Here is a 21,323-nt window from a genome sequence, read left to right on the forward strand (position 1 = left end):
TTGGATATTCAGGTTGCTTGGGGCGCCGTGACCGATGCACGGACGATCAATTCGACAGGCAGCAAAAACTCAACGAACGCAGCGTTTTCGTCCGGCTCCGCTAACGCCAACTCAACTGCTTTTCTTCCCATCTCCCTGATAGGCTGCCGGATTGCGGTCAACGCGGGATTGAACAGATGCAATGGTCCGGCATCATCGAAAACAATGAGAGACAGACGCTCCGGAATCGCGATGTTTGCCGCCTGAAGCGCCTCCAGCAAACCAAACGCAATCTCTCCGCTTGAAACAAAAACTGCCGTGGGCGCTTCGCTCGACTGGAGGATTTGCGCCGCCGCCGCCCGCCCGAACTCCGGCGAGTAGTTACCAAAGCGCGTCATGACGACTTTCGCGCCGTTTTCCTCCGCGGCTTCGCGCAAGCCGGTCAGGCGTTCAGTCGTGCTGCGCAGCTTCTCAAGTCCGCCAATGAACGCAATGCGCTTGTGACCCACCGAGGCCAGATATTGCCCGGCCAGCCGGCCACCGTTCTCGTTATCGCAAAACACCTTCGAGCAGTCGATGCCCGGCACGTCTTCATCGATCAAGATCAGGCCCGGCGCTGCCGCCAGCGTTTCGGCGAGGTCAATCGAGTTGTGGTGTCCGCTTACAAACAAGAGGCCGCTCACGCGGTTGCGTAGCATGCGGGACACGTATTCCACTTCGCGTGCCGCGCTGTTCGATGTCGCGCTCAACAGAACTCCGTGGCCGTGCTCTTCGGCCGCTTGCTCGACAGCAGACGCCAGGGACGCGAAGAATGGGTTGGCAATATCGGGAATGACAAGCCCTACCGTGTCCGACCGGCCCCGCCCCAGACTTCTGGCGAGGGGATTGGGTACGTAACGCAAGGTCTTGATTGCAGCGTCGATCCGTTCGGAGGTCGATGCGGGCAACTTGATCCCCGCGTTGAGGTATCGCGACACAGTCGACGGCGAAACGCCGGCTGCGGACGCGACGTCGCTCAGGCTTGCTCCCAACTTCGTTTTTGCCACCTTGACCTCTACGAAAGCGCTTTACTAAACCGCTTTCGTATTGAAATTCGTCATAAAGTCGATGTCAAGGGGAATTTGTGTCGGAGCGCGAATGGCTATGGGGCAGTTGCGGTGCGGGCATCGTGAAGCTGGCTGTCCGACCAGCCGCCCCCCAAGTCGCCGATCAGCGATGCTGCATCGAGCAAACGCGATTGCTGCACGTTCAGCGCCGTTTGCTGGCTGCTCAACTGCGTCGCCTGCGCGGTCGCGACGGTCGTGTAGTCCACGGTTCCCGCCTGATACTCGTTGAAGGCGATTTCGGCGGCGCGGCTCGCGTCGCGCACGGCGGCATCGAGCGTGTCGGATTGTTCGGCCAGGATGCGCAAGCCGGACAGGTCGTTTTCCACATCTTCGAAGGCGGTCAGCACCGTGCCGCGATAGTTGGCCACGGCCGCCTGGTACGCTGCCTTGGCCGCCGCGACTTCGCCGCTGCGCTCGCCGCCATCGAACAGTGTTTCGGTCGCGCTGCCGCCGAGCGACCAGACGTAATTGGCGACGTGCAGCAGGCCGCCCAACGGCGACTGCGTGAAGCCGTCCAGCGCCGACAACGATACCGTGGGGTAATACGCCGCCACCGCCACGCCGATCGCCGCGTTCTGCGCCGCCATCTGCCGCTCTGCTGTTGCGATGTCGGGCCGGCGCTGCAACACCGTCGACGGAACGCCGACCGGAATTGAAGGCAGGCTTGGCATTGCCGTGCTGTGGGGAATGTCGAGGTCTTCCGGGTTCTTGCCGACCAGTACGGCGATTGCATGTGCGTTCTGGGCGCGCGCGACGCCAAGGGCGATCAGGCTCGATTGTGCGTTCTCGAGCTGCGTGCGAGCGGTCAAAACATCGGAAGGCGGGACGATGCCGAACTTGTCCTGATCCGCGACCACTTGCAGATAATGCTGGTACGCCTTGACCGTCTGTTGCAGCAAATCGATGTTGGCATCGCTGATACGCAACTGGATCACGGCGGATGCAAGCGCGATCTGTTCGGAGAGCGTCGCGTTCGCAAGCGTCGCTTCACTTGCCTGTGCGGTCGCGGCATTCTGCTCGATCGTGCGCCGCACCGAACCCCATAAATCGGGCGCCCAACTGACATTGCCTTCGAGTGAACCGGAATTGCTCACTGTCTGGATATTGCCGATACCGCGGCTCAAACTCGCGCTCGATGTCCCCGTTGCGCTGCGCTGACGCGTGGCGGAGCCGGTGACGCCGATGGTCGGGAAAAGGGCGGAGCGCGCGACTTTCACCTCGGCGAGCGCTTCCTGATAGTTGGCGTAGTCCTGCCGCACGGTCTGGTTCGATACCTCCACGAGCGGTTCGAGTTCATCGAGCAGCGGATCGTTGAAGCCGGTCCACCATGCGCCCTTGGGGCCATCGGCGTCCGGTCGAGCCTGGGTCCAGCCGGGCAATTCGTGGAAGGTCGCCGGAACGCTGACCTGCGGCCGATGGTAGTCCGGGCCGACCATGCATCCGCCCAGCAGCAGGGCCGCCGCGGCGGCCAGGGGTTTGGAGGAAATCTTCATCGTCATGCCTTCGTATCAGTTTGCCCGAGGTTGTCGGCTTGGCGATTCCACGGCAGACCGGACGACCATTTGACGAGCTTGAAGCGCAACCGGTCCAGGTACAGGTAGATCACCGGCGTGGTGTAAAGCGTGAAAACCTGGCTCACGATCAGGCCGCCCATCACGGTAATACCGAGCGGCTGGCGCAGCGACGCACCCTGGCCGATGCCAATCGCCAGCGGCACCGCGCCCAACACCGCCGCGAAGGTCGTCATCATGATCGGCCGCAGACGCACTACAGCGGCGGCGTGAATTGCTTCGCGCGCCGGCATGCCTTCGTTGCGTTGCAACTGGATGGCGACATCGACCATCATGATCCCGTTCTTCTTGACGATACCGATCAGCAAGATGATGCCGATCAGCGCGATCACCGAGAACGGCGTGCCGAAGATCAGCAGCGCAAGCGTCGCGCCAATGCCCGCCGAAGGCAGCGTCGACAAAATCGTCAGCGGATGAATCGAGCTTTCATAGAGCACGCCGAGCACGATATACACCACGCCCAGCGCGGCGAGGATCAGGAGTGGTACGGTGCCCATCGATTGCGCGTACGCTTGCGCCGCGCCCGCAAACGCGCCATGAATGCTCGCCGGCATGCCGATCTCGCGCGCCGCGTTCTGCAACGCCACCTGCGCCTGACTCAACGATCCGCCCGGCGGCAAATTGAACGAGATCGTCGCGGCGACCAGTCCGCTTTGGTGGTTGACTTGCGTCGATGTGTGGTTGCTGACGTAGCTCGCGAGCGCGGGCAGCGGCACCATGGTTTCAGCCGATGTACTGTCCGCGCTGCCGCTCGAACTCCCGCCCTTGCTATTGGAAATGCTGTTCGTGGTCGCGTTGGCTTGGGCGTTCGAGTTCAGCGAATTGGTGTTCGACGACGCACTCGATGCCGCGCTGACCGCGCTCGCCGCCGTCACGCCCTTGACCGTCGCACCCGGCATTTGCGTCTGCTGGCTGCCGGTCGGATTGCCCGCCGCCGTGCTCAGGAAGATCTGGTTGAGCGTCTGCGGATATTGCCAGTATTGCGGCGCGACTTCCATTACCACGAAGTACTGGTTCAGCGCGTTATAAATAGTCGATACCGTGCGCTGACCGAACGCATCGTACAGGACGTTATCGATCTGATTGGGTGCAAAGCCGTAACGCGCCGCCGTCGCGCGATTGAAGTTGACGTAGGTCTGCAGGCCGTTTTGCTGAAGGTCCGAGTTGACATCCACCAGAGCGCTGCGGTCCTTGTTGAGCGCAGTCACGAGCTTCGGTGTCCATGCGAAAAGCGCGGCGGAGTCATCGCTCGTCAACGTGTATTGATATTCAGCCGCCGATTGCCGTCCGCCGATCCGCAGATCTTGCTGCGCCTGAACAAAGAGCCGCGCGCCGGAGACTTGGTTCAGCTTCGGCCGAAGACGATTGACCACTTCGGTTGCGGTCACATGGCGCTGCGCAAGCGGCTTCAATTCGATAAACACGTTCGCCGTGTTCAACGCCCGCCCGCCGGTAAACCCGGCCACCGATTGAACCGCCGGGTCCTTCTGCACGATCTCCTGCAACTGGGCGAGTTTCTTTTCCATTGCGGGGAAGGAGATGCTCTGGTCAGCGATGATCTGTCCGATCAGAATGCCCGTGTCCTGTTCGGGAAAGAACGTGGCCGGCACGAGTTTGAAGAGGAACACGTTCGCGACCAGCAAGCCGATCAGCAACAGGATCACGAGCAGCGAATGATCGAGCACGGCCGTGAGCGAACGCGCGTAGGCGTTCTTGAAGCGGTCGAATTGCCTTTCGACCCAAGCCGCCCATCGCGCCTTCGCGTGTCCGGCGTTCTCGCGGCTCAGCACGTACGCGCACATGGCCGGCGTGACGGTGAGCGAGATCACGAGCGAGATCAGGATCGCGATCGAAAGCACGACGGCGAACTCGTGGAACAACAATCCTACGATGCCCGGCATCAACAGGATCGGCAGGAACACGGCGATCAAGGAGAGGCTCATCGATATCACCGTGAAGCCCACTTCGGCGCTGCCCTTGAGCGCGGCCTCTTTCGGGCTGAGCCCGAGTTCCAGATGACGCACGATGTTTTCCAGCACCACGACGGCATCATCGACCACGAAGCCCGTGCCGATGGTCAACGCCATCAGCGACAGGTTGTCGATGCTATAGCCGAGCAGGTACATCGGCCCGAACGTGCCGACAATCGATAAAGGCAACGCCACCGCCGGCACGAGCGTGGCGCGCGGTGACTGCAAGAAGATGAACACCACGCCCACGACCAGCAGCACGGCAATGAACAAGGTTCGCTCGGTGTCGCCCACCGAAGATCGCACCGATTCCGAGCGGTCGATCGCGACGTTGACATGCACGCTGCTTGGCAACGTCGCTTCAATGGATGGCAGCACGTTCCGGATCTGCCTGACTGTGCTGACGATGTTGCTGCCGGGCATCGGATAGACGATCACCAGCACCGCGGACTTCGCGTTGAAGAGCCCGGCGTTGCGGATGTTTTCGTTCGAGTCGCGCACCTGGGCGACATCGCTCAGCAGTACCGGCGCGCCGTCGCGGTAAGCGACCACGAGTTGCCGATACGGCGCCGCCTTGGTGATCTGGTCATTCGATACAACCACGTAGCGCTGATCGCCCTGATCGAGATGGCCCTTGGCGCTATCCGCGTTGGCCGCGGAGATTGCCGCGCGCACGTCTTCCAGGCCGATGCCGTAGCTGCTCAGCTTGCCCGGCTGCAACTCGACGCGCACTGAAGGCAACGCGCCGCCGCCCAGCGTGATCTGGCCCACGCCGTTCACTTGCGAGAGCTGCTGCTGGATCACCGAATCCGCGGAGTCATAAAGCTGCGCCTTGGTGAGCGTGTCCGAGGTCAGCGCCAGCACCATGATCGGCGAATCGGCCGGGTTGTACTGACGATACGTCGGGTTCGCGCGCAAGGTCGTCGGCAAGTCGGCGCGCGCGGCCTGAATGGCGGCTTCGACATCGCGCGCCGCGCCGTTGATGTCGCGGTTCAGCGCGAACTCGACCACGATCATCGATGAACCCACGTAGCTGATCGACGTCAGTTCCTCCACGCCCGCAATCGTGCCGAGCCGCCGTTCGAGCGGTTCGGCCACCGTCGACGCCATGATGTTCGGGCTCGCGCCAGCCATGTTGGCCTGCACCACGATCACCGGAAACGCGATGTTCGGCAGCGGCGCAACCGGCAGCCGGAAGTAGGCGAGGGCGCCCGCGATTAGGATCGCGATGGCCAGAAGCGTGGTCGCGACCGGGCGCCGGATGAATAACGCCGAGATATTCACGGCGCCTGCTCCGTCGGTGTATCAGGCACATCGTTTCGACGCTTGCGCCGGTTCCTCACGCGCTCCGCCATCCGGTCGAAGAACAGATAGATGACCGGCGTGGTGAAAAGCGTCAGCATCTGGCTCAACGTCAATCCGCCGATGATCGCCAGGCCGAGCGGCCGGCGCAGCTCCGAACCGGTGCCAGAGCCGAGCAGCATCGGCAACGCGCCGAGCATGGCGGCGAGCGTTGTCATCAGGATCGGCCGGAAGCGCAGCAATGACGCTTCGAAGATCGCATCGCGCGGGGATTTGCCGTGGTTGCGTTCGGCGTCGAGCGCGAAGTCGACCATCATGATCGCGTTCTTCTTCACAATCCCGATCAGCAACACGATCCCGATGATGCCGATCACATCGAGGTCGCTGCCCGCGATCATCAACGCAAGCAACGCGCCGATCCCCGCCGACGGCAAAGTCGAAAGAATCGTCACCGGATGGATGAAGCTCTCATAAAGCACGCCCAGCACGATATACACCGCCACCAACGCGGCGATCAGCAAATACACCTCACTCGACAGCGAGTCCTGGAACGCCTGCGCCGCGCCCTGCAGCGAAGACGTGATCGATGGCGGCAGCTTGACCGCCTGTTCGGCTTCGTGAATGCGCGCGACTGCCGTGCTCAACGACGCGCCCGGCGCAAGATTGAACGAGATCGTGACGGCCGGGAATTGCGCGAGATGACTGATCACGAGCGGCGACTTGACGATCTGGATCTTCGCAATCGCGGAAAGCGGCACTTGCCCCGCACTGCTCGTCTGGCTCGGCAGGTAAAGGTTTCCTATCGATGCAACGTTCGGAAGCGACTCGGGCTTCGCAACCAGGATCACCCGATACTGATCCGATTGCTGGAAGATGGTCGAGACAATCCGCTGGCCGAGCGCGTCGTACAGCGCGTTATCGATGGTCGCCGGCGTGATGCCGAAGCGCGCCGCCAGTTGCCGGTTGACCTCCACGTTCACGCTCAAGCCGTCGGTGTTCATGTCGCTTTGAACATCGGCGAGAGACGGAATCTGCTTCAGCCGGTCGACGAGTTCCGGCACGTACTTCTGGAACGCCTGCTGGTTCGGCCCGCGCAGCACGAAGCTGTACTGATTCGGCGAGACCGTGGTGTCGAGCGTGAGATCCTGCTCCGGCTGCATGTAGAGCTTGATGCCCGACACATTGGCGACTTCCTGCTGCAGGCGCCGCGCGATTTCTTGCGCCGTGTCCGAACGCTTGTCGCGATCGCGCAGGTTGATCAGGAAACGCCCGTTGTTCAGCGTGGAGTTTGTTCCATCTATACCCACGTAAGAAGTGAGCGACGTGACATCGGGATCCTTGAGGATGGCGTCGGCAAGCGCGCGTTGACGCGTGACCATCGCTTTGTAGGAGACCGAGTTGTCGGCCACGCTGATGCCCTCGATCACGCCAATGTCCTGCGTCGGAAAGAGGCCCTTCGGGATCACCACGTACAGCACGCCGGTCAGCACGACCGTGCCGATCGCGACCATCAGCGTAAGCATCTGATGATCGAGCACCCAGCGCAATCCGCGTTCGTAGCCGGCGAGGGTTTTATCGAAAAGGCCTTCGCTGATGCGCTCAAAACGGCTTGGATGGCGTTCGGCTTGCGCACGCAGAAGACGGGCACAGAGCATGGGAACGACCGTCAGGGAAACCACCGCCGACAACACGATGGTCACCGCGAGCGTCACCGCGAATTCGCTGAAGAGACGTCCGATCACGCCGCCCATGAAGAGCAGCGGTATCAGCACCGCGATCAGCGAAATCGTCAGCGAGAGAATCGTGAAGCCGATCTGACCGGCGCCTTCGAGCGCGGCTTCGAGCGGTGTCTTGCCTTCCTCCAGATATCGCACGATGTTCTCGATCATCACAATCGAATCGTCGACCACGAAGCCGGTTGCGATGATCAACGCCATCAGCGAGAGGTTGTCGATGGAATAGTTCAACTGGTACATCACAGCAAGTGTGCCGATCAGCGACACCGGCACCGAGATGCTCGGAATGATGGTGGCTGGCACGTTGCGCAGGAACACGAAGATCACCGCCACCACGAGCACGATTGCGAGCAGCAGTTCGAACGCGGCATCGGATACCGACGAGCGGATCACGCCCGTACTATCCGATACGACCGTGACCTTCATGCCGGCCGGCAGCGTGGATTCGAGGTGCGGCAACTGCTTCATGATCTGATTGACGGTTGCGATCACATTCGCGCCCGGCTGGCGCTGCACGTTAAGCACAATCGCGGGCGTGCCGTTGTACCAGGCGCCGCGCTCGACATCCTGCGGCGCTTGTGTCACCTTCGCGACGTCGCGGATGAACACGGGCGCGCCGTTCTGGTAGGCAACGACCGTATTCAGATAGTCCTTCGGATCGGAGATCTGGTCGTTTCCGTTAATGGTGTAGTCGAGATCGGGGCCATCGAAATTTCCCTTCGGCTGGCTCACGTTGACGTAGCTGAGCAAGGTGCGCAGGTCGTCGATATTCAGGCCATAGGCGGCCAGTTTTTGCGGGTCCGCTTCCACACGGATTGCGGGCACGTTGCCGCCGCCAACGGTGACCACGCCCACGCCGGATACTTCCGAAATCTTCGTTCCGAGGCGGTTGTTGGTCGCGTCCTCCAGTTGCGTGAGCGACATCGAAGTGGACGTGACCGCGAGCGTCAGGATCGGTTGGTCGGCCGGATTGACCTTGGCGTAGGTCGGCGGCGCGGGCAGGCCGCTTGGCAGGAAACTGTTGGCAGCGTTGATGGCCTGCTGGACGTTCTGCTGCGCGATATCGAGATTCAGCGACAAGTCGAACTGCAGCGTGATGACCGATGCGCCGTCCGAACTGTACGAAGTCATTTGCTGCAAGCCGGGAATCTCGCCCAGTTGCACTTCGAGCGGAGCGGTGACCGTGGTCGCCATTACATCCGGGCTGGCTCCCGGGTAGAACGTCTGCACCTGGATGGTCGGATAGTCGACGTTCGGCAGCGATGACACCGGCAACACGCGCACCGCGACGAGGCCCACCAGCACGAGGGCGATCATCAGCAGCAGCGTGGCTACCGGTCGAAGAATAAACAGGCGGGAAATGTTCATCGGCGCATGGGTCCGATACTACGAAGCGGCTTGCGCGGAAGCCGCGGGCGCGCCGGATGCGCCCTCGCGGGCGTGTTTATGCGGCCCTTGGACGCCGCTTGCCGGCGCTGCGCCGCCCGAGGCAGGCGCAGCTCTTGCCGCCTGGATTTTCGCGCCATCGCTCAGACGATCGGTGCCGTCCGTCACGACGATATTGCCCGCTACAAGGCCCGAAGTGATCACCGTATTCTTGCCGTCGCTCGGGCCTAGCGTGACCTTGTGCACCGAGACCGTGTTATTCGCGTTCACGAGGTAAACGTAATCGCCCGGCGCGCCGCTTTGGACCGCAGGCGTGGGAACCAGTACTGCGTTCTGAAGCGTATCGACCAGCAATTTGACGTTGACGAATTCGCTTGGGAACAGCGCTTCGTCGTCGTTGGGGAAGGTTGCTCTCAGCGTCACGGTGCCGGTGCTTGTCGCCATCTGATTGCTGACCGCGTACAGCGTGCCGGTCGCGATCTCCTTCGAGTTGTCGCTGCTGTAGGCGGTTACGGGCAAGTGCGCGCCGGCGTTCATGCGTTGCAACACGTTCGCGAGCGAATCCTGCGGCACGGTGAACTGGACGGTGGTGGGCTTCATGGTCGTGATCACCACGATCCCCGGCGATGACGACGCGGTTACGTAATTTCCCGGATCGACCAGACGCAGGCCGACGCGCCCTGAAACCGGCGCCGTGATATGGCAATACGCCAGATCGAGATCGAATTGCGCGATGTTGGCGAGATCCACTTTCACCGCCGCTTCGTCCTGTTGCACGAGGAACTGCTGGTCGGCGAAGGTCTGTTCCGCAATGGATTTGCGCTCGTTGAGCTGCGTAAAGCGGGCGAGGTCGGCGCGGGCCTGCGCAAGTGCGGCGCGGTCCTTGGCGAGTGTCGCCTCGGCCTGTTGCTTGTCGATTTCATACTGACGCGGATCGATCTGCGCGAGGAACTGGCCTTTCTGCACGTCCTGGCCTTCGTGGTATCCAACGGCCGTCAGATACCCGCTCAGTTGCGGCAACACCGTGACGGTCGCGGTGGGCGTGACTGTGCCGAGTTCGCTCAGTATCTCCGGCATCGAACCTGTGCTTGCAGTGGCTACGCTGACGACTTGCGGCGGGGCGGCACGCGGGGCTTTTTTGGCGCGGAGCAAGTGCACGATAACGACCGCGATCAGCGCGATGATTACCGCCGCAACGACGATTCGCAGCAAATGCGGGCGTTTGCGTGCCTTTGGAGATTCGATACTTTGATCGGATGGCGTCATAAAGACCTTGGCAACATCTCAAAAATATTACGCACCGATTGAATCGAGATTACGGTTTCCGATTCATGGCGGCTTGGCGTAGGCCCCGCGCGTGGCGATTACCGGATGCGTTGCTTACGTAATCAATACGATATGTATTACGAAGTAATTACTGAACGCATGCAAAAGGCCATCGACATGGTTGTTCGCATTTCTAGATCGTATCAATCGATGACACCAATCTGGTTACTGGAACATTGCGTTTTGTTACCAAAGGGGGGCGGGAGGGGACGGGAGTTGATTCGTATCAGCTTGGGCGGGCGTTGAGTTGGAGTTCGATTTCGGAGTGTAGGTTGCCCTGGTTTTGTGTGAGCGTGCGTGGCGCGGTTGTCGACAGTTTATGAACGAGTCGGCCGCACGCATAGCAAGAAAGTGCCAAGGCGGGCAGTTGTAGCGTGCGGGCAATTGATGACCATGGTCGCGCCGATCGGCGAACACTTGAGGTCGATTTTCTCGAGTAGGCTGGTCTATGTTGGGGGGTATAAGAGGGCGCCATCGCGATACAGGAATCTCCGTGATCCGCTCATCGCCCACGCCGACTCATGTTGCTGCTGGTATCGGTTCTCTGCTTGCTGGCGTTCTTACGCTATCCCGCCGCGAGTTCGATTGCCTGGGCGTGTGCGTCCGATTTCGCCAACCGCTCCTGCAACGCGCGGATGCTTTTATCTCGCATCAATTCCAATCGCACTTCCTCGTCCCACTTGCCAAGGCAAATCCTGGCCAAGCCGCAGCTCGGAGTGTTGGCCGTCGAATTCATGCCCTTTCACGCGGCGATTTGCTATCCGCGCGCATCAGATATGTCGACTATGATGCATGTGTTTTTTCAACGTAGAGATGCGCATGGGTAAAGCACCCGAAGTTCGGCCCCGCAAGTCGACGAATATCACATTGCCGCCAGAAGTCTTGGATCGAGCCAAGGAGATGGGGATATACCTTTCGCGTGCAAGCGAGCGCGGCGTGTGTGAAGAAAGTCAGGAGTCTGACGCTCGCCGTTGGGCAAACGACAATGCTGATTTGGTCGCAGCGTACACTGCAATGGTTGAACGCGACGGGTTGCCGCTCGCGAAGTACAGGCTAAGCGCAGTTGCGTACTTTCGCGTGTTTATTCGCCTTCTTACGGTTGCATGCTAAAAGGCAAGAGTCAGGAGCGCAGGCACCGCGCCCCACACCCTGACTCAATAACAACCGAATCATCACGCATGCAAAATCAGTTTTTGCACGCGCCAGTTGAGCAACTCAGCCACAAAAAGCGTGTTCTCCGACGGACACGCCATCTGGTGAATCCATCCAAACTGCTTGAGCTGTTTGCCGGATTCGCCGAGCACGCCGAGCAATTTTCCATCGAGCGTCATCTTGTAGATGCGACCCGGAAAAGCGTCCGCGCTGTACAAAACCTGATTCGGTCCCGGCGATATACAGATCGCCCACGGCGAACCCGGCGCGAACGTCCCGGCAGCGATGGCGGCTTCATCGGGCGCATAACCAATCGCCGCCCGAGCGCCGGCCGGCACGGGAACGTCGATGGTGAATTGCCGCTGGAAATTGCCCTCGCCATCGAACACCTGAATCCGGCGATTGCTCCGGTCTGCAACGTAGACGTGGCCATCGGCATCGAGCGCGATGCTGTGCGGCGTGTGGAACTGACCCGGACCCGTGCCGCGTTCACCCCACGACTTGAGCCAGTTGCCGTCGCGATCCACTTTAGCCACGCGCGAGTTGATGTAGCCATCGCTGATGTACGTGTTGCCGGCGTCGTCCCAGGCGACGTCCGTGACCTGGCGGAAGCGGCCCGGCTCCGATGGCAGCGGCGGATTCGGATGCTTGAGCGGACCGGTCTCTTCGTCGGCGGCTTCCTGCTTGCGCCCGAACACCATTGCGACACGGCCATCAGGCGTGAACTTGATGACCATGTCCGAGCCTTTGTCGGTGACCCAGATGTTGTCTTGTCTATCGACCTTCACGCTGTGGGCGAACGACCACGCGTAAAGGTTATGGCCGATCTCGCGGATGAACTTTCCATTCGGTGCGAATTCGAGCAGTTGCGCAGCCGCTGCGGCGTAAGCGGGTCCCGTCGTATTGCCGCGCGACAGCACGAAGATGTGACCATGTGAATTCAGCGCGACGCCGGAACACTCGCCGAAATAGACATCGCGCGGAAGATGGACCGGGTTCGGAATGGAATCGAAAGCAATGCTCGGGACTGTCTGATCCTGCGCATGAGCCGAAAGCGGCATGAGCGCCAGCGCCGCGGCGGCGCCTCCCGCCAGCCGGATAAAACCTCGTCGATCAAGACCGCGTTGTTCGATTGCGCAGCATGGGCAGGACATCGAGTGATATTGGCTCATTGCGTTTGTCTCCATTTTTGAACGCAGGCCTATGCTAATCCGATTACCTCACCCGTGGCTTAGGCGGGAAAGCGCCGCTATTTTGTTAGCATGCAGCCTTCGTCAGCAGTTGGTAAGCAAGTGTGAAGCGTTTAGACCTCTCTGTTTTTCGAAATATCGGTGCAAAGCTGGGCGTCTGGATCAAGCCGCACGCCGATGCTTTCATCGCGCGACTAAGGCATCCCACGCGTCGCGGCGTGATCCGCACGCTCGTGGCCATCCCCGCGCTCGTGCTCCTTTACGTGCTGTTGCTGATTCCCTTCACGCCGGGTATCGGCGATCTTCGTAAAGCCAAGATCGAGCAACCGGCGCAGATCTATTCCGCCGATGGCAAGCTGCTCGCCGAATTCCGCCCCACCAATCGCGAATGGGTGCATCTTGCGGATATCTCGCCGAATGTGATCGACGCGCTTATCGCCACCGAAGATCGTCGCTTCTATTCGCATCACGGTCTCGACTGGCGCCGCACCGGGTCCGCCGCGCTGCATACGTTTTCGGGCAGCCGTCAGGGCGGTTCGACGATCACGCAGCAACTCGCGCGCAATCTTTATCCCGATGAAATCGGCCGCTCGCAGACGCTCACACGCAAGCTCAAAGAAGCGATCACCGCGTTCAAGATCGAAGCGCTTTACACCAAGAGCGAGATCCTCGAAACCTATCTGAATACGGTGCCGTTTCTGTACAACGCGTATGGCATCGAAATGGCGGCGCGTACTTACTTCGATAAATCCGCCGACCATCTCGATGTGCTCGAAAGCGCCACGCTGATCGGCATGCTCAAGGGCAATAGCTACTACAACCCGGTGATCAACCCGGAGCGTGCGGTGCAGCGCCGCAATACCGTGCTCGCGCAGATGGTCAAGTTCGGGCATCTCACGCCAGCGGCTTATGAAACGCTCAGACGCCGGCCATTGCGTATCGACTTCGAGCGTCAGGTGGAAGCGCCCGGTCGCGCGCCGCATTTCGCGCAGCAGTTGCGCAAGTGGCTGATCGACTGGGCGGACAGCAACGACTACAACATTTACTCCGATGGACTGGTCGTGCGCACGACCATCGACTCACGTCTGCAGGCCATGGCGACGCAAGCGGTCATCTGGCAAGGCAACCAGCTTCAGCCGATCGCCAATGCCGCGTGGGGCGCGCGCAGCGGCTGCAATGGCGGCAATGCCGACGTGGTCCGCGCTTTCGTGCGCGAGACGCAGCAGTATCGTGCGGCGAAAGATGCCGGACAAACCGATGCGGACACCCTCAAGCATCTCAACGCCGACCGCAACTTCATGCAGGCGCTGTGCGATAACAAAACGCGCGTGCAGGCGGCGTTTCTTGCCATCGACCCGCGCAACGGACAAGTCAAGGCGTGGGTCGGGAGCCGCGATTTCAGCACTGATCCGTTCGATCACGTCCAGCAGGCGCGCCGCCAGCCGGGTTCCACGTTCAAGCCCTTCGTGTACGGCGCGGCCTTCGCGCAAGGTTCGAAACCGGACGATACGCTCATCGATCAGGCTGTCGAGATTCCGCTCGCCGGCGGCGAAATCTGGCGTCCAAACGACGACGTTCCGCCAAGCGGCCGGCCCGTGACATTGCGCGATGGTCTCGCGTATTCACGCAACCGCATCACTGCGCAACTCGTCGAGAACGTGGGCCCGAACAAGGTCGCAAGACTTGCCCGGGCGATGGGCGTGCGTGACAGCCCGCTCGACGCCGTGCCATCGCTTGCGCTTGGCACGAGTCCGGTGACGCTCAAGGAAATGGTCTCGTCCTACGGCACGATTGCCAATGGCGGGGCGCGCATCGAACCAATGCTCGTCACGCGTATCGAGGACCGAAAGGGCGAAGTGCTCGCGCACTTCGGGCCGAACAAACCCGAGCAGGTGCTCTCGCCCGCAGCAGATCACGAATTGCTCGATGTGATGCGCGACGTTGTGAACCGCGGCACGGGCACGGCCATCCGGAACAGGTTTGGGATTCGCGCCGACGTGGCGGGCAAGACCGGCACGACGCAGGACAATGCCGACGGGTGGTTCATCCTGATGCATCCGCAACTCGTGGCCGGCGCATGGGTCGGGTTCAACGATAGCCGCGTGACGCTGCGCAGCGACTACTGGGGGCAGGGCGCGCATAGTGCGCTGCCAATCGTCGGCGACTTCTTCCAGCGCTCGCTCAAAACGCGGATGATCGATCCGCGCGAACGTTTCGTGATGGAACCGCAAACCGGCTTCTTCGAGTCAGTGCGCAACCGCTTGCGCGACTGGTATCAACGCGTGTTTGCGTCGCCGAAGCCCGGGCATGAAGCCGCATCCAAAGCCGCGCCGGTGAAGCGCACTCCGCCGCGCCGCGCCGCGCCGCCTTCAGTCGAGGCTCCCGCGCCGGCGCCCACAGCTCAACCGCCGATATTGCAGCCGCCACCCACCGAACCCAGCGATGTCCGCGACGAAGGCTACGCCGCACCGCTTCCGCAACTTGCTCCGACCATCGACCCGACGAGCGCAGCGGCGGCGCCTTAGCGGCCCGACTTGTATTACGACATTGCAACTATGGGAAAATCCCTGATCAACTTCGACCAGGCGAGTTACGACGATGAAAGTAGCAGTGATGGGTGCAGGCGCAGTCGGCTGTTATTACGGCGGCATGCTGGCGCGTGCGGGACATGAGGTGACGCTGATCGGCCGCCCCAATCACGTCGATGCCATCAACCGTGACGGCCTGCGCATGCAGACCCTCACGTTCGACGAACACGTGCGCGTGGCCGCGAGCACACAGCCGAGCGCGGTGGAAGGCGCTTCGCTCGTGTTGTTCTGCGTGAAATCCACCGATACCGAAAGCGCCGCCGCCGAACTGAAACCGTATCTCGAGGAAGACGCGTTGGTGCTCGTGCTGCAGAACGGTGTCGATAACGCCGACCGCGTGCGTACGGTCATATCGCAGGAAGTGGCTGCGGCCGTTGTCTATGTGGCGGCCGGCATGGAAGGCTCCGGCCACGTGCGGCATCACGGGCGCGGCGATCTGGTGATCGAGCCATCGAGTCAAAGCGAAGCGTTCGCCCGCGTGCTGATCGACTCGCAGATTCCCACCGAAATTTCTCCCAACGTACGTGGCGCGCTCTGGGCCAAACTGATCCTGAACTGCGCATACAACGCGCTCTCCGCGATCACGCAACTGCCGTATGGACGCCTTGCGGCGAACGCAAGCGTCGAGGCGTGCATGCGCGACATCGTAGGTGAATGTCTGGCAGTCGCAAAGGCGGAAGACATCGCCATTCCCGGCGACGTGGATGCGTCCGTGCGCATGATCGCCGAAAAGATGCCGACGCAGTTCTCATCGACGGCACAGGACGTGGCGCGTTCGAAGCCAACGGAGATCGATCATCTGAACGGGTTGATCGTGCGTCTGGGCGAGAAGCACGGGATTGCAACGCCTGCCAATCGCGTGTTGCATGCGTTAGTGAAAGCGCTTGAGACGAAGTACGGCGGCGCTGTGTGACGGGGCTGTGTGACGGCGCTCAACGCATGCAGACGCACTGGTACTGCTGACCGGACGCCATGGACAGAAGCTGGAAATTCTCGAATATCCAGCGAATATGCACCGGCAGCTGCAAATCGCCATAAAGTCCGCGCTTCTGAAGACGTTAAACGAACGCGTACCTGACTTTCTCGTGTCGGGGTTCGTATATCGTCGATCCGGAGCGTTTCATGTTAGTGGGAAGTTTCGACAGCCTTCTGGTGCTGTTTTCTTTTCTGGTCGCCGTGCTGGCGTCGTACACGGCGCTCGACCTGGTCGGCCGGATCACGAGCGCCGAGCGCGTTGCCGCCCGCTGGTGGCTATGCGGCGGCGCGCTCGCGATGGGTCTCGGCGTCTGGTCGATGCACTTCGTCGGCATGCTCGCTTTCCATCTGCCGATCAAGCTCGGCTTCGACTTCGGCCTGACAGTGCTCTCGCTCCTGATTGCGATTGCGTCGTCGCTGCTGGCGCTCTGGATCGCCAGCCGGGACAATCTTCCGGCACGACACCTCGTCCTCGGCGCGTTGATGCTCGGCTGCGGCATCGCCGCGATGCACTACACCGGCATGGCCGCGCTGCAGATGCAACCGGGCATCGTCTATATACCCGCGCTGGTCGTGGCTTCCATTGCGATCGCCATCGCGGCCGCGGGCGCGGCGCTCTGGATCGCGTTCCGGCTGCGCGCATATAGCTCGCGCGTGCGCAGTTACCGGGTAGGCGCTGCGCTCGTGATGGGACTTGCCGTCGTTTCGATGCACTACACGGGCATGGCCGCGGCGCGCTTCCCGCTTGGCTCGATCTGCGGCGCCGCGCGCAACGGCTTGCACAACGACACGCTCGCGCTGCCGATCATCGTGGTGACCATTGCCGTGCTTGCGGTCGTGCTGATCACCTCCGTGCTCGACTTGCGGCTGGAAATGCGGACCGCGGCGCTCTCGGCGTCGCTGGAAGAAGCGAATGAAGAGCTTTCCTATCTGGTCCTGCACGACAACCTGACCAAGTTGCCGAACCGCGTACTGCTGGAAGAGCGTCTGAAATTCGCGATCGAATCCGCCGGTCCCGCTGAGCAGTGCTTCGCGGTGATGTTCCTCGACCTCGATGGCTTCAAAAGCGTGAACGACACGTTCGGACACGCCATTGGCGACCTGTTGCTCATACAGACCGCCGATCGCATTCGCGCCAACGTCCGCTTGCAGGACACGTGCGCGCGCGTGGGCGGCGATGAATTCGTGCTGATTGCCAGCGTGCGCGAACCCGCCGATGCGTCGATCATCGCCGACAAGCTGGTCTCGGCCATCGACGAGCCGTTCAGCGTCGCGGGACACGACCTGCGGGTTTCGGTGAGCATTGGCATTGCGCTGTTTCCGGCTGACGGCGCGGACGTCGAAGCGTTGCTCAAGAACGCGGATGTCGCGATGTATCACGCGAAATCCGTCGGCCGCAACCAGGCGTGCTTCTTCGATGGCGCAATGAACACGCATACCGAAGATCACCTGGCGCTTTTGCAGGACCTGCGGCTTGCGCGCAAGCGCCGGCAGTTCGTCCTGCATTACCAGCCGAAATTCGTTGCGCCAAGCGGACCGATCACGGGCGTCGAAGCCCTGCTGCGCTGGAATCATCCGACGCGCGGCCTGATCTCGCCCGACACATTCATTCCGATCGCCGAGCGAACCGGCCTGATCGTGCAGATAGGGGAATGGGTCATCGACGAAGCGTGCCGGCAGGTTTCGCAATGGCGGCGCACCGGGCGTCCCACGCTCACGATGGCCGTGAACATCTCAGCCCTGCAGTTCAGCAACACGCGGCTCGTGCCGGCCGTAAAGAATGCGCTGGAGCGATACCAGCTTGCAGGCGAGGCGCTGACGCTCGAAATCACCGAATCGACGGCCATGCGTGATGTGGATGCCAGCCTCGAAATTCTCGAACGCCTGCGTGCGCTCGGCGTTCGCATTTCGATCGATGATTTTGGAACCGGCTATTCGAGTCTGCTGTATCTCAAGCGCCTGCCGGCGAGCGAGCTCAAGATCGATCGCGGGTTCGTGAGCGAACTTGTCGCCGATGGCGAAGATGCGGCGATCGTCGCGGCGATCATCGCGCTGGGGCAGACGCTGAATCTGAAGATCGTGGCGGAGGGCGTTGAAACCGGCGCGCAGCGGGATCTGCTGACACGCCTCGGGTGTGATTCGTTACAAGGATTCCTGCTCGGGCGCCCGATGCCCGCCCTCGAATTCGAAGGCCTCGGGCGCGCGCTGCCTCAGGGCGTGTGACTTCAGAACGTGTGACGCAGGCCCACGGTGACGGCGACTTGCGTGTTCGTCGATGAAGGCGAAAGCGTGTTGATCATGGCGTGCGAAAGCACTGAGTCCGGCGGCGCGCCGTGCACGTTCTGATAGACCCCTTCAAGATAGAAGTCCGTGCGTTTGCTGAGCGCATAGTCCGACTGCAGCATGGCGGTGTTCCATCCCGGCGCCGCGCCGTTGTAGGCGCCATGCGTGTACGTGTACGCGCCCGACAGGCTCAGCGCCGGAGTTAGCGCGTACTTCGCGTTCACCTCGTAGTTATCGAGCCTGAGCGATCCGGCAAGCGTTCCGGCAGAGGCATCGTCGGCGCCCAGATAAGTGCCCGTGCCAAACGAGAACACGCCTGATGTGTTATCTATCTGACTGTGGCTCCATACCAATCCCACGGTCGCCGGTCCGAACGTGTAGTTGCCGCCAAGCGACCAGATCCGCTGGCGTTGGGCGATGAAGTTCGCGCTGGCGTCGCCCGAGGTTATCGCGCCGCTGCCGTTGCCCGCGTTGTTCAATTGCAGGTAGCCGGCGGCGAGATTGACCGGTCCCTCCGCATAAGAAACGCCGAATCCGTAGGAGCGGTTATCGCCGAAATTCGTCTTGTTGCTGAAGGAATACATGGTTTCGACGGTCACGCCATGGAACGTCGGGGTCGTGTACTTCACCGTGTTGTTGATCACGACCGAGTTCGCGGCGAGGTTGTCGTTTTCGAACGGATGCGCGGCCATGCTGCCGCCCCATGTGTTGAATTCCGCCGTGAGCGGTCCGACAAGGTCGTTCATTACGTCGAACTGGCGGCCCAACGTGACCGTGCCGTACGGGTCGCTTTGCAAGCCGACCCAGGCCTGGGAGCCGAAGCCATCGCCGGAAAATGCCTGGGCGCCGTTATTCAGCAGAAAGCCTTGTTCCAGCTTGAAGACCGCGTGCAGGCCTGCTCCGAGATCCTCCGAACCCTTGAGGCCGAACACTGTGTTCTGCGTCGAGCTGCTGACCTCCTGCCAGTTGCTATGTCCCTGCTGGTTGTTCGTGTAGACCAGCCCCGTATCGATAAGACCGTAGAGCGTGACGCTGCTTTGCGCATGCGCCGAGACAGCGAAGGCGCCGGATATAGCGGCTGCAAGAAGGGTTTTTTTCATCCTCGTAAGCTCCATGAATGGCGATGATCGAAATGAGTCGCGAGCTTTTTCGCATCGGCGGCCGAAGGCTTGCCGGAACACGCCGGTCATATTGCGTCGAAAAAAAAGACCGTGCAGGGATGGGACCCATGGATTGGCGCGGCGCCGGCCGGAGGCCTGAAGATTGCGTAGGATCGTGCAGTTACAGTTATTCGACACGGGAGGCGCCAGCGTGAAGATCGCAACGTTCAACATCAACGGCATCAAGTCGCGGCTGCCCGCCTTGCTCGAATGGCTGGAACGCGAAGCGCCGGACGTCGCCTGCCTGCAGGAACTCAAGGCGCAGGACGCGGCGTTCCCCATCGATGCAATTCGTGCCGCAGGGTATGGCGCGATCTGGCACGGGCAACAATCGTGGAACGGGGTTGCGATCCTTGCAAAGGGCGCCGATCCGCTCGAAAGCCGCCGCGGCCTCCCGGGCGGCAAGGACGACACGCATAGCCGCTATATAGAAGCGGCAGTCGACGGCATGCTGATTGGATGTCTTTATCTTCCCAACGGCAACCCGCAGCCGGGGCCGAAGTTCGATTACAAGCTCGCGTGGTTCGAGCGATTGATCGAATACGCCGCGACGCTTTTCGCAAGCGGCCATCCGGTCGTGCTGGCCGGCGACTTCAACGTCATTCCCACCGATGAAGACATCTACAACACGCGTTCATGGAAGAAGGACGCGTTGCTGCAGCCCGAAAGCCGCGAATGCTATGCGCGCCTGCTCGAACAAGGCTGGACGGACGCACTGCGCTCGACCCATCCTGATGAGCGCATCTATACGTTCTGGGATTACTTCCGCGAACACTGGAAAACCAACTCTGGGTTGCGTATCGACCACATGTTGCTGAGTGCGGATCTTGCGCCGAAACTGCGTGGCGCAGGCGTTGACCGCTGGGTGCGCGATCAACCCCATGCGAGCGATCACGCGCCGGTCTGGATCGAGCTCGGCGCGAAGCGGCGCAGCAGGGCGGCGAAAAAGAATTGAGCAGAAACGGGCCACGGCGGACGTCGCGACAACAACGCAACGTTTTTCGATCGCGGTGAGCCGGACCGTCGGTTTCCCTCGCAACCACGGCATGCGTGGCTTTCAGCTATCGAGCCGCGTGCCGGCGGCCCCACACCCGGCGAATACGCATGCGTCGCCTGCCGGCCGGCGTATTGATGGAACACTTTTGCATCATTTCCGGCAGGACCCCGCGGACGGCTTGCCCGTTGAGGATTTACGTCGGGAACATCCTGGCTCCGATGCATTCTCGAACCCGCGAAAGCCCGCCAGCCAAGCATTCGATAGACAAAAGGCTGTTCGAATTGATCCGATGGATCGCCGCGCCGTCGCGCCCATCTGTTCATAACTGAAACATAAATCCTTACGCGCGCAATGTGCGCTATGCCATATCGCGATGAAGCCTATGCTGGCATTGGGTTTGACGCTTCCTGGCATAGTCCTCGCTAAGTATGTGGTGCAGCACTCGTTAATGTTGAAACAAAGAGAAACAGTCGACATAAAGGGATCTGCTTCGGGGCTGGCCAGGATTCTCGTTTTAGATCGATGCCGACAGATGCATCACGAAACGCGAAACCGGCCGGAATAAAAAAACGGCGCACCGCGCGAATACAAGAGAAAAACAT

Annotated in this window: 12 protein-coding genes; 5 read left to right on the forward strand and 7 right to left on the reverse strand. The window is 61.1% G+C overall.

Annotated features, from left to right (window positions below):
• Nucleotides 1–8: 8 nt before the first annotated feature.
• The 5 genes from HB633_RS10980 to HB633_RS11000 form a co-directional block, all read right to left on the reverse strand.
• Nucleotides 9–1,025 carry a substrate-binding domain-containing protein gene (locus tag HB633_RS10980; protein ID WP_213778117.1) on the reverse strand — a complete coding sequence of 339 codons (1,017 nt, stop codon included), beginning with the start codon at nt 1,023–1,025 and terminating at the stop codon, nt 9–11.
• Between the two features lie 95 nt (nt 1,026–1,120).
• A complete protein-coding gene (locus HB633_RS10985) occupies nt 1,121–2,578 on the reverse strand; it encodes an efflux transporter outer membrane subunit (protein WP_213778118.1) in 1,458 nt (485 codons plus the stop codon).
• A 2-nt stretch (nt 2,579–2,580) separates the two neighbouring features.
• Complete coding sequence (locus HB633_RS10990) at nt 2,581–5,910, reverse strand: efflux RND transporter permease subunit (RefSeq protein ID WP_213778119.1); 3,330 nt, start codon at nt 5,908–5,910, stop codon at nt 2,581–2,583.
• Nucleotides 5,907–9,032 carry an efflux RND transporter permease subunit gene (locus HB633_RS10995; RefSeq protein WP_213778120.1) on the reverse strand — a complete coding sequence of 1,042 codons (3,126 nt, stop codon included), beginning with the start codon at nt 9,030–9,032 and terminating at the stop codon, nt 5,907–5,909. Before HB633_RS10995 ends, HB633_RS10990 begins: the two co-directional genes overlap by 4 nt.
• 18 nt (nt 9,033–9,050) lie before the next feature.
• On the reverse strand, nt 9,051–10,316 hold the full coding sequence (locus HB633_RS11000; RefSeq protein WP_213778121.1) for an efflux RND transporter periplasmic adaptor subunit: 1,266 nt from the start codon (nt 10,314–10,316) through the stop codon (nt 9,051–9,053).
• Between the two features lie 879 nt (nt 10,317–11,195).
• On the opposite strand from HB633_RS11000, the gene HB633_RS11005 reads away from it, so the two are divergent.
• Complete coding sequence (locus tag HB633_RS11005) at nt 11,196–11,486, forward strand: type II toxin-antitoxin system CcdA family antitoxin (RefSeq protein WP_255580880.1); 291 nt, start codon at nt 11,196–11,198, stop codon at nt 11,484–11,486.
• A 62-nt stretch (nt 11,487–11,548) separates the two neighbouring features.
• On the opposite strand, the gene HB633_RS11010 is transcribed toward HB633_RS11005, so the two are convergent.
• Entirely contained in the window at nt 11,549–12,700 is a 1,152-nt protein-coding gene (locus tag HB633_RS11010) for a peptidyl-alpha-hydroxyglycine alpha-amidating lyase family protein (RefSeq protein WP_213778123.1), read from the reverse strand.
• 155 nt (nt 12,701–12,855) lie between these two features.
• On the opposite strand from HB633_RS11010, the gene HB633_RS11015 reads away from it, so the two are divergent.
• The 3 genes from HB633_RS11015 to HB633_RS11025 all read left to right on the forward strand — a co-directional run bounded on the left by HB633_RS11015 (nt 12,856) and on the right by HB633_RS11025 (nt 18,504).
• A complete protein-coding gene (locus tag HB633_RS11015) occupies nt 12,856–15,243 on the forward strand; it encodes a transglycosylase domain-containing protein (protein ID WP_346730301.1) in 2,388 nt (795 codons plus the stop codon).
• 73 nt (nt 15,244–15,316) lie between these two features.
• Nucleotides 15,317–16,219, forward strand: coding sequence for a ketopantoate reductase family protein (locus HB633_RS11020; protein WP_213778125.1), 903 nt, complete (start codon nt 15,317–15,319; stop codon nt 16,217–16,219).
• A 209-nt stretch (nt 16,220–16,428) separates the two neighbouring features.
• Entirely contained in the window at nt 16,429–18,504 is a 2,076-nt protein-coding gene (locus tag HB633_RS11025; RefSeq protein ID WP_213778126.1) for a bifunctional diguanylate cyclase/phosphodiesterase, read from the forward strand.
• Between the two features lie 2 nt (nt 18,505–18,506).
• Here the strand turns inward: HB633_RS11025 and HB633_RS11030 are convergent, their stop codons facing one another.
• Entirely contained in the window at nt 18,507–19,664 is a 1,158-nt protein-coding gene (locus HB633_RS11030; RefSeq protein WP_213778127.1) for a porin, read from the reverse strand.
• Nucleotides 19,665–19,875: 211 nt separating this feature from the next.
• Here HB633_RS11030 and HB633_RS11035 point away from each other — a divergent pair, with 211 nt between their 5' ends.
• Nucleotides 19,876–20,679: an exodeoxyribonuclease III gene (locus HB633_RS11035; RefSeq protein ID WP_213778128.1), complete on the forward strand. Its 804-nt coding sequence runs from the start codon at nt 19,876–19,878 to the stop codon at nt 20,677–20,679.
• Nucleotides 20,680–21,323 lie beyond the last annotated feature (644 nt).

The sequence above is a fragment of the Caballeronia sp. dw_276 genome, from assembly GCF_018449635.1.
Lineage (GTDB): Bacteria > Pseudomonadota > Gammaproteobacteria > Burkholderiales > Burkholderiaceae > Caballeronia.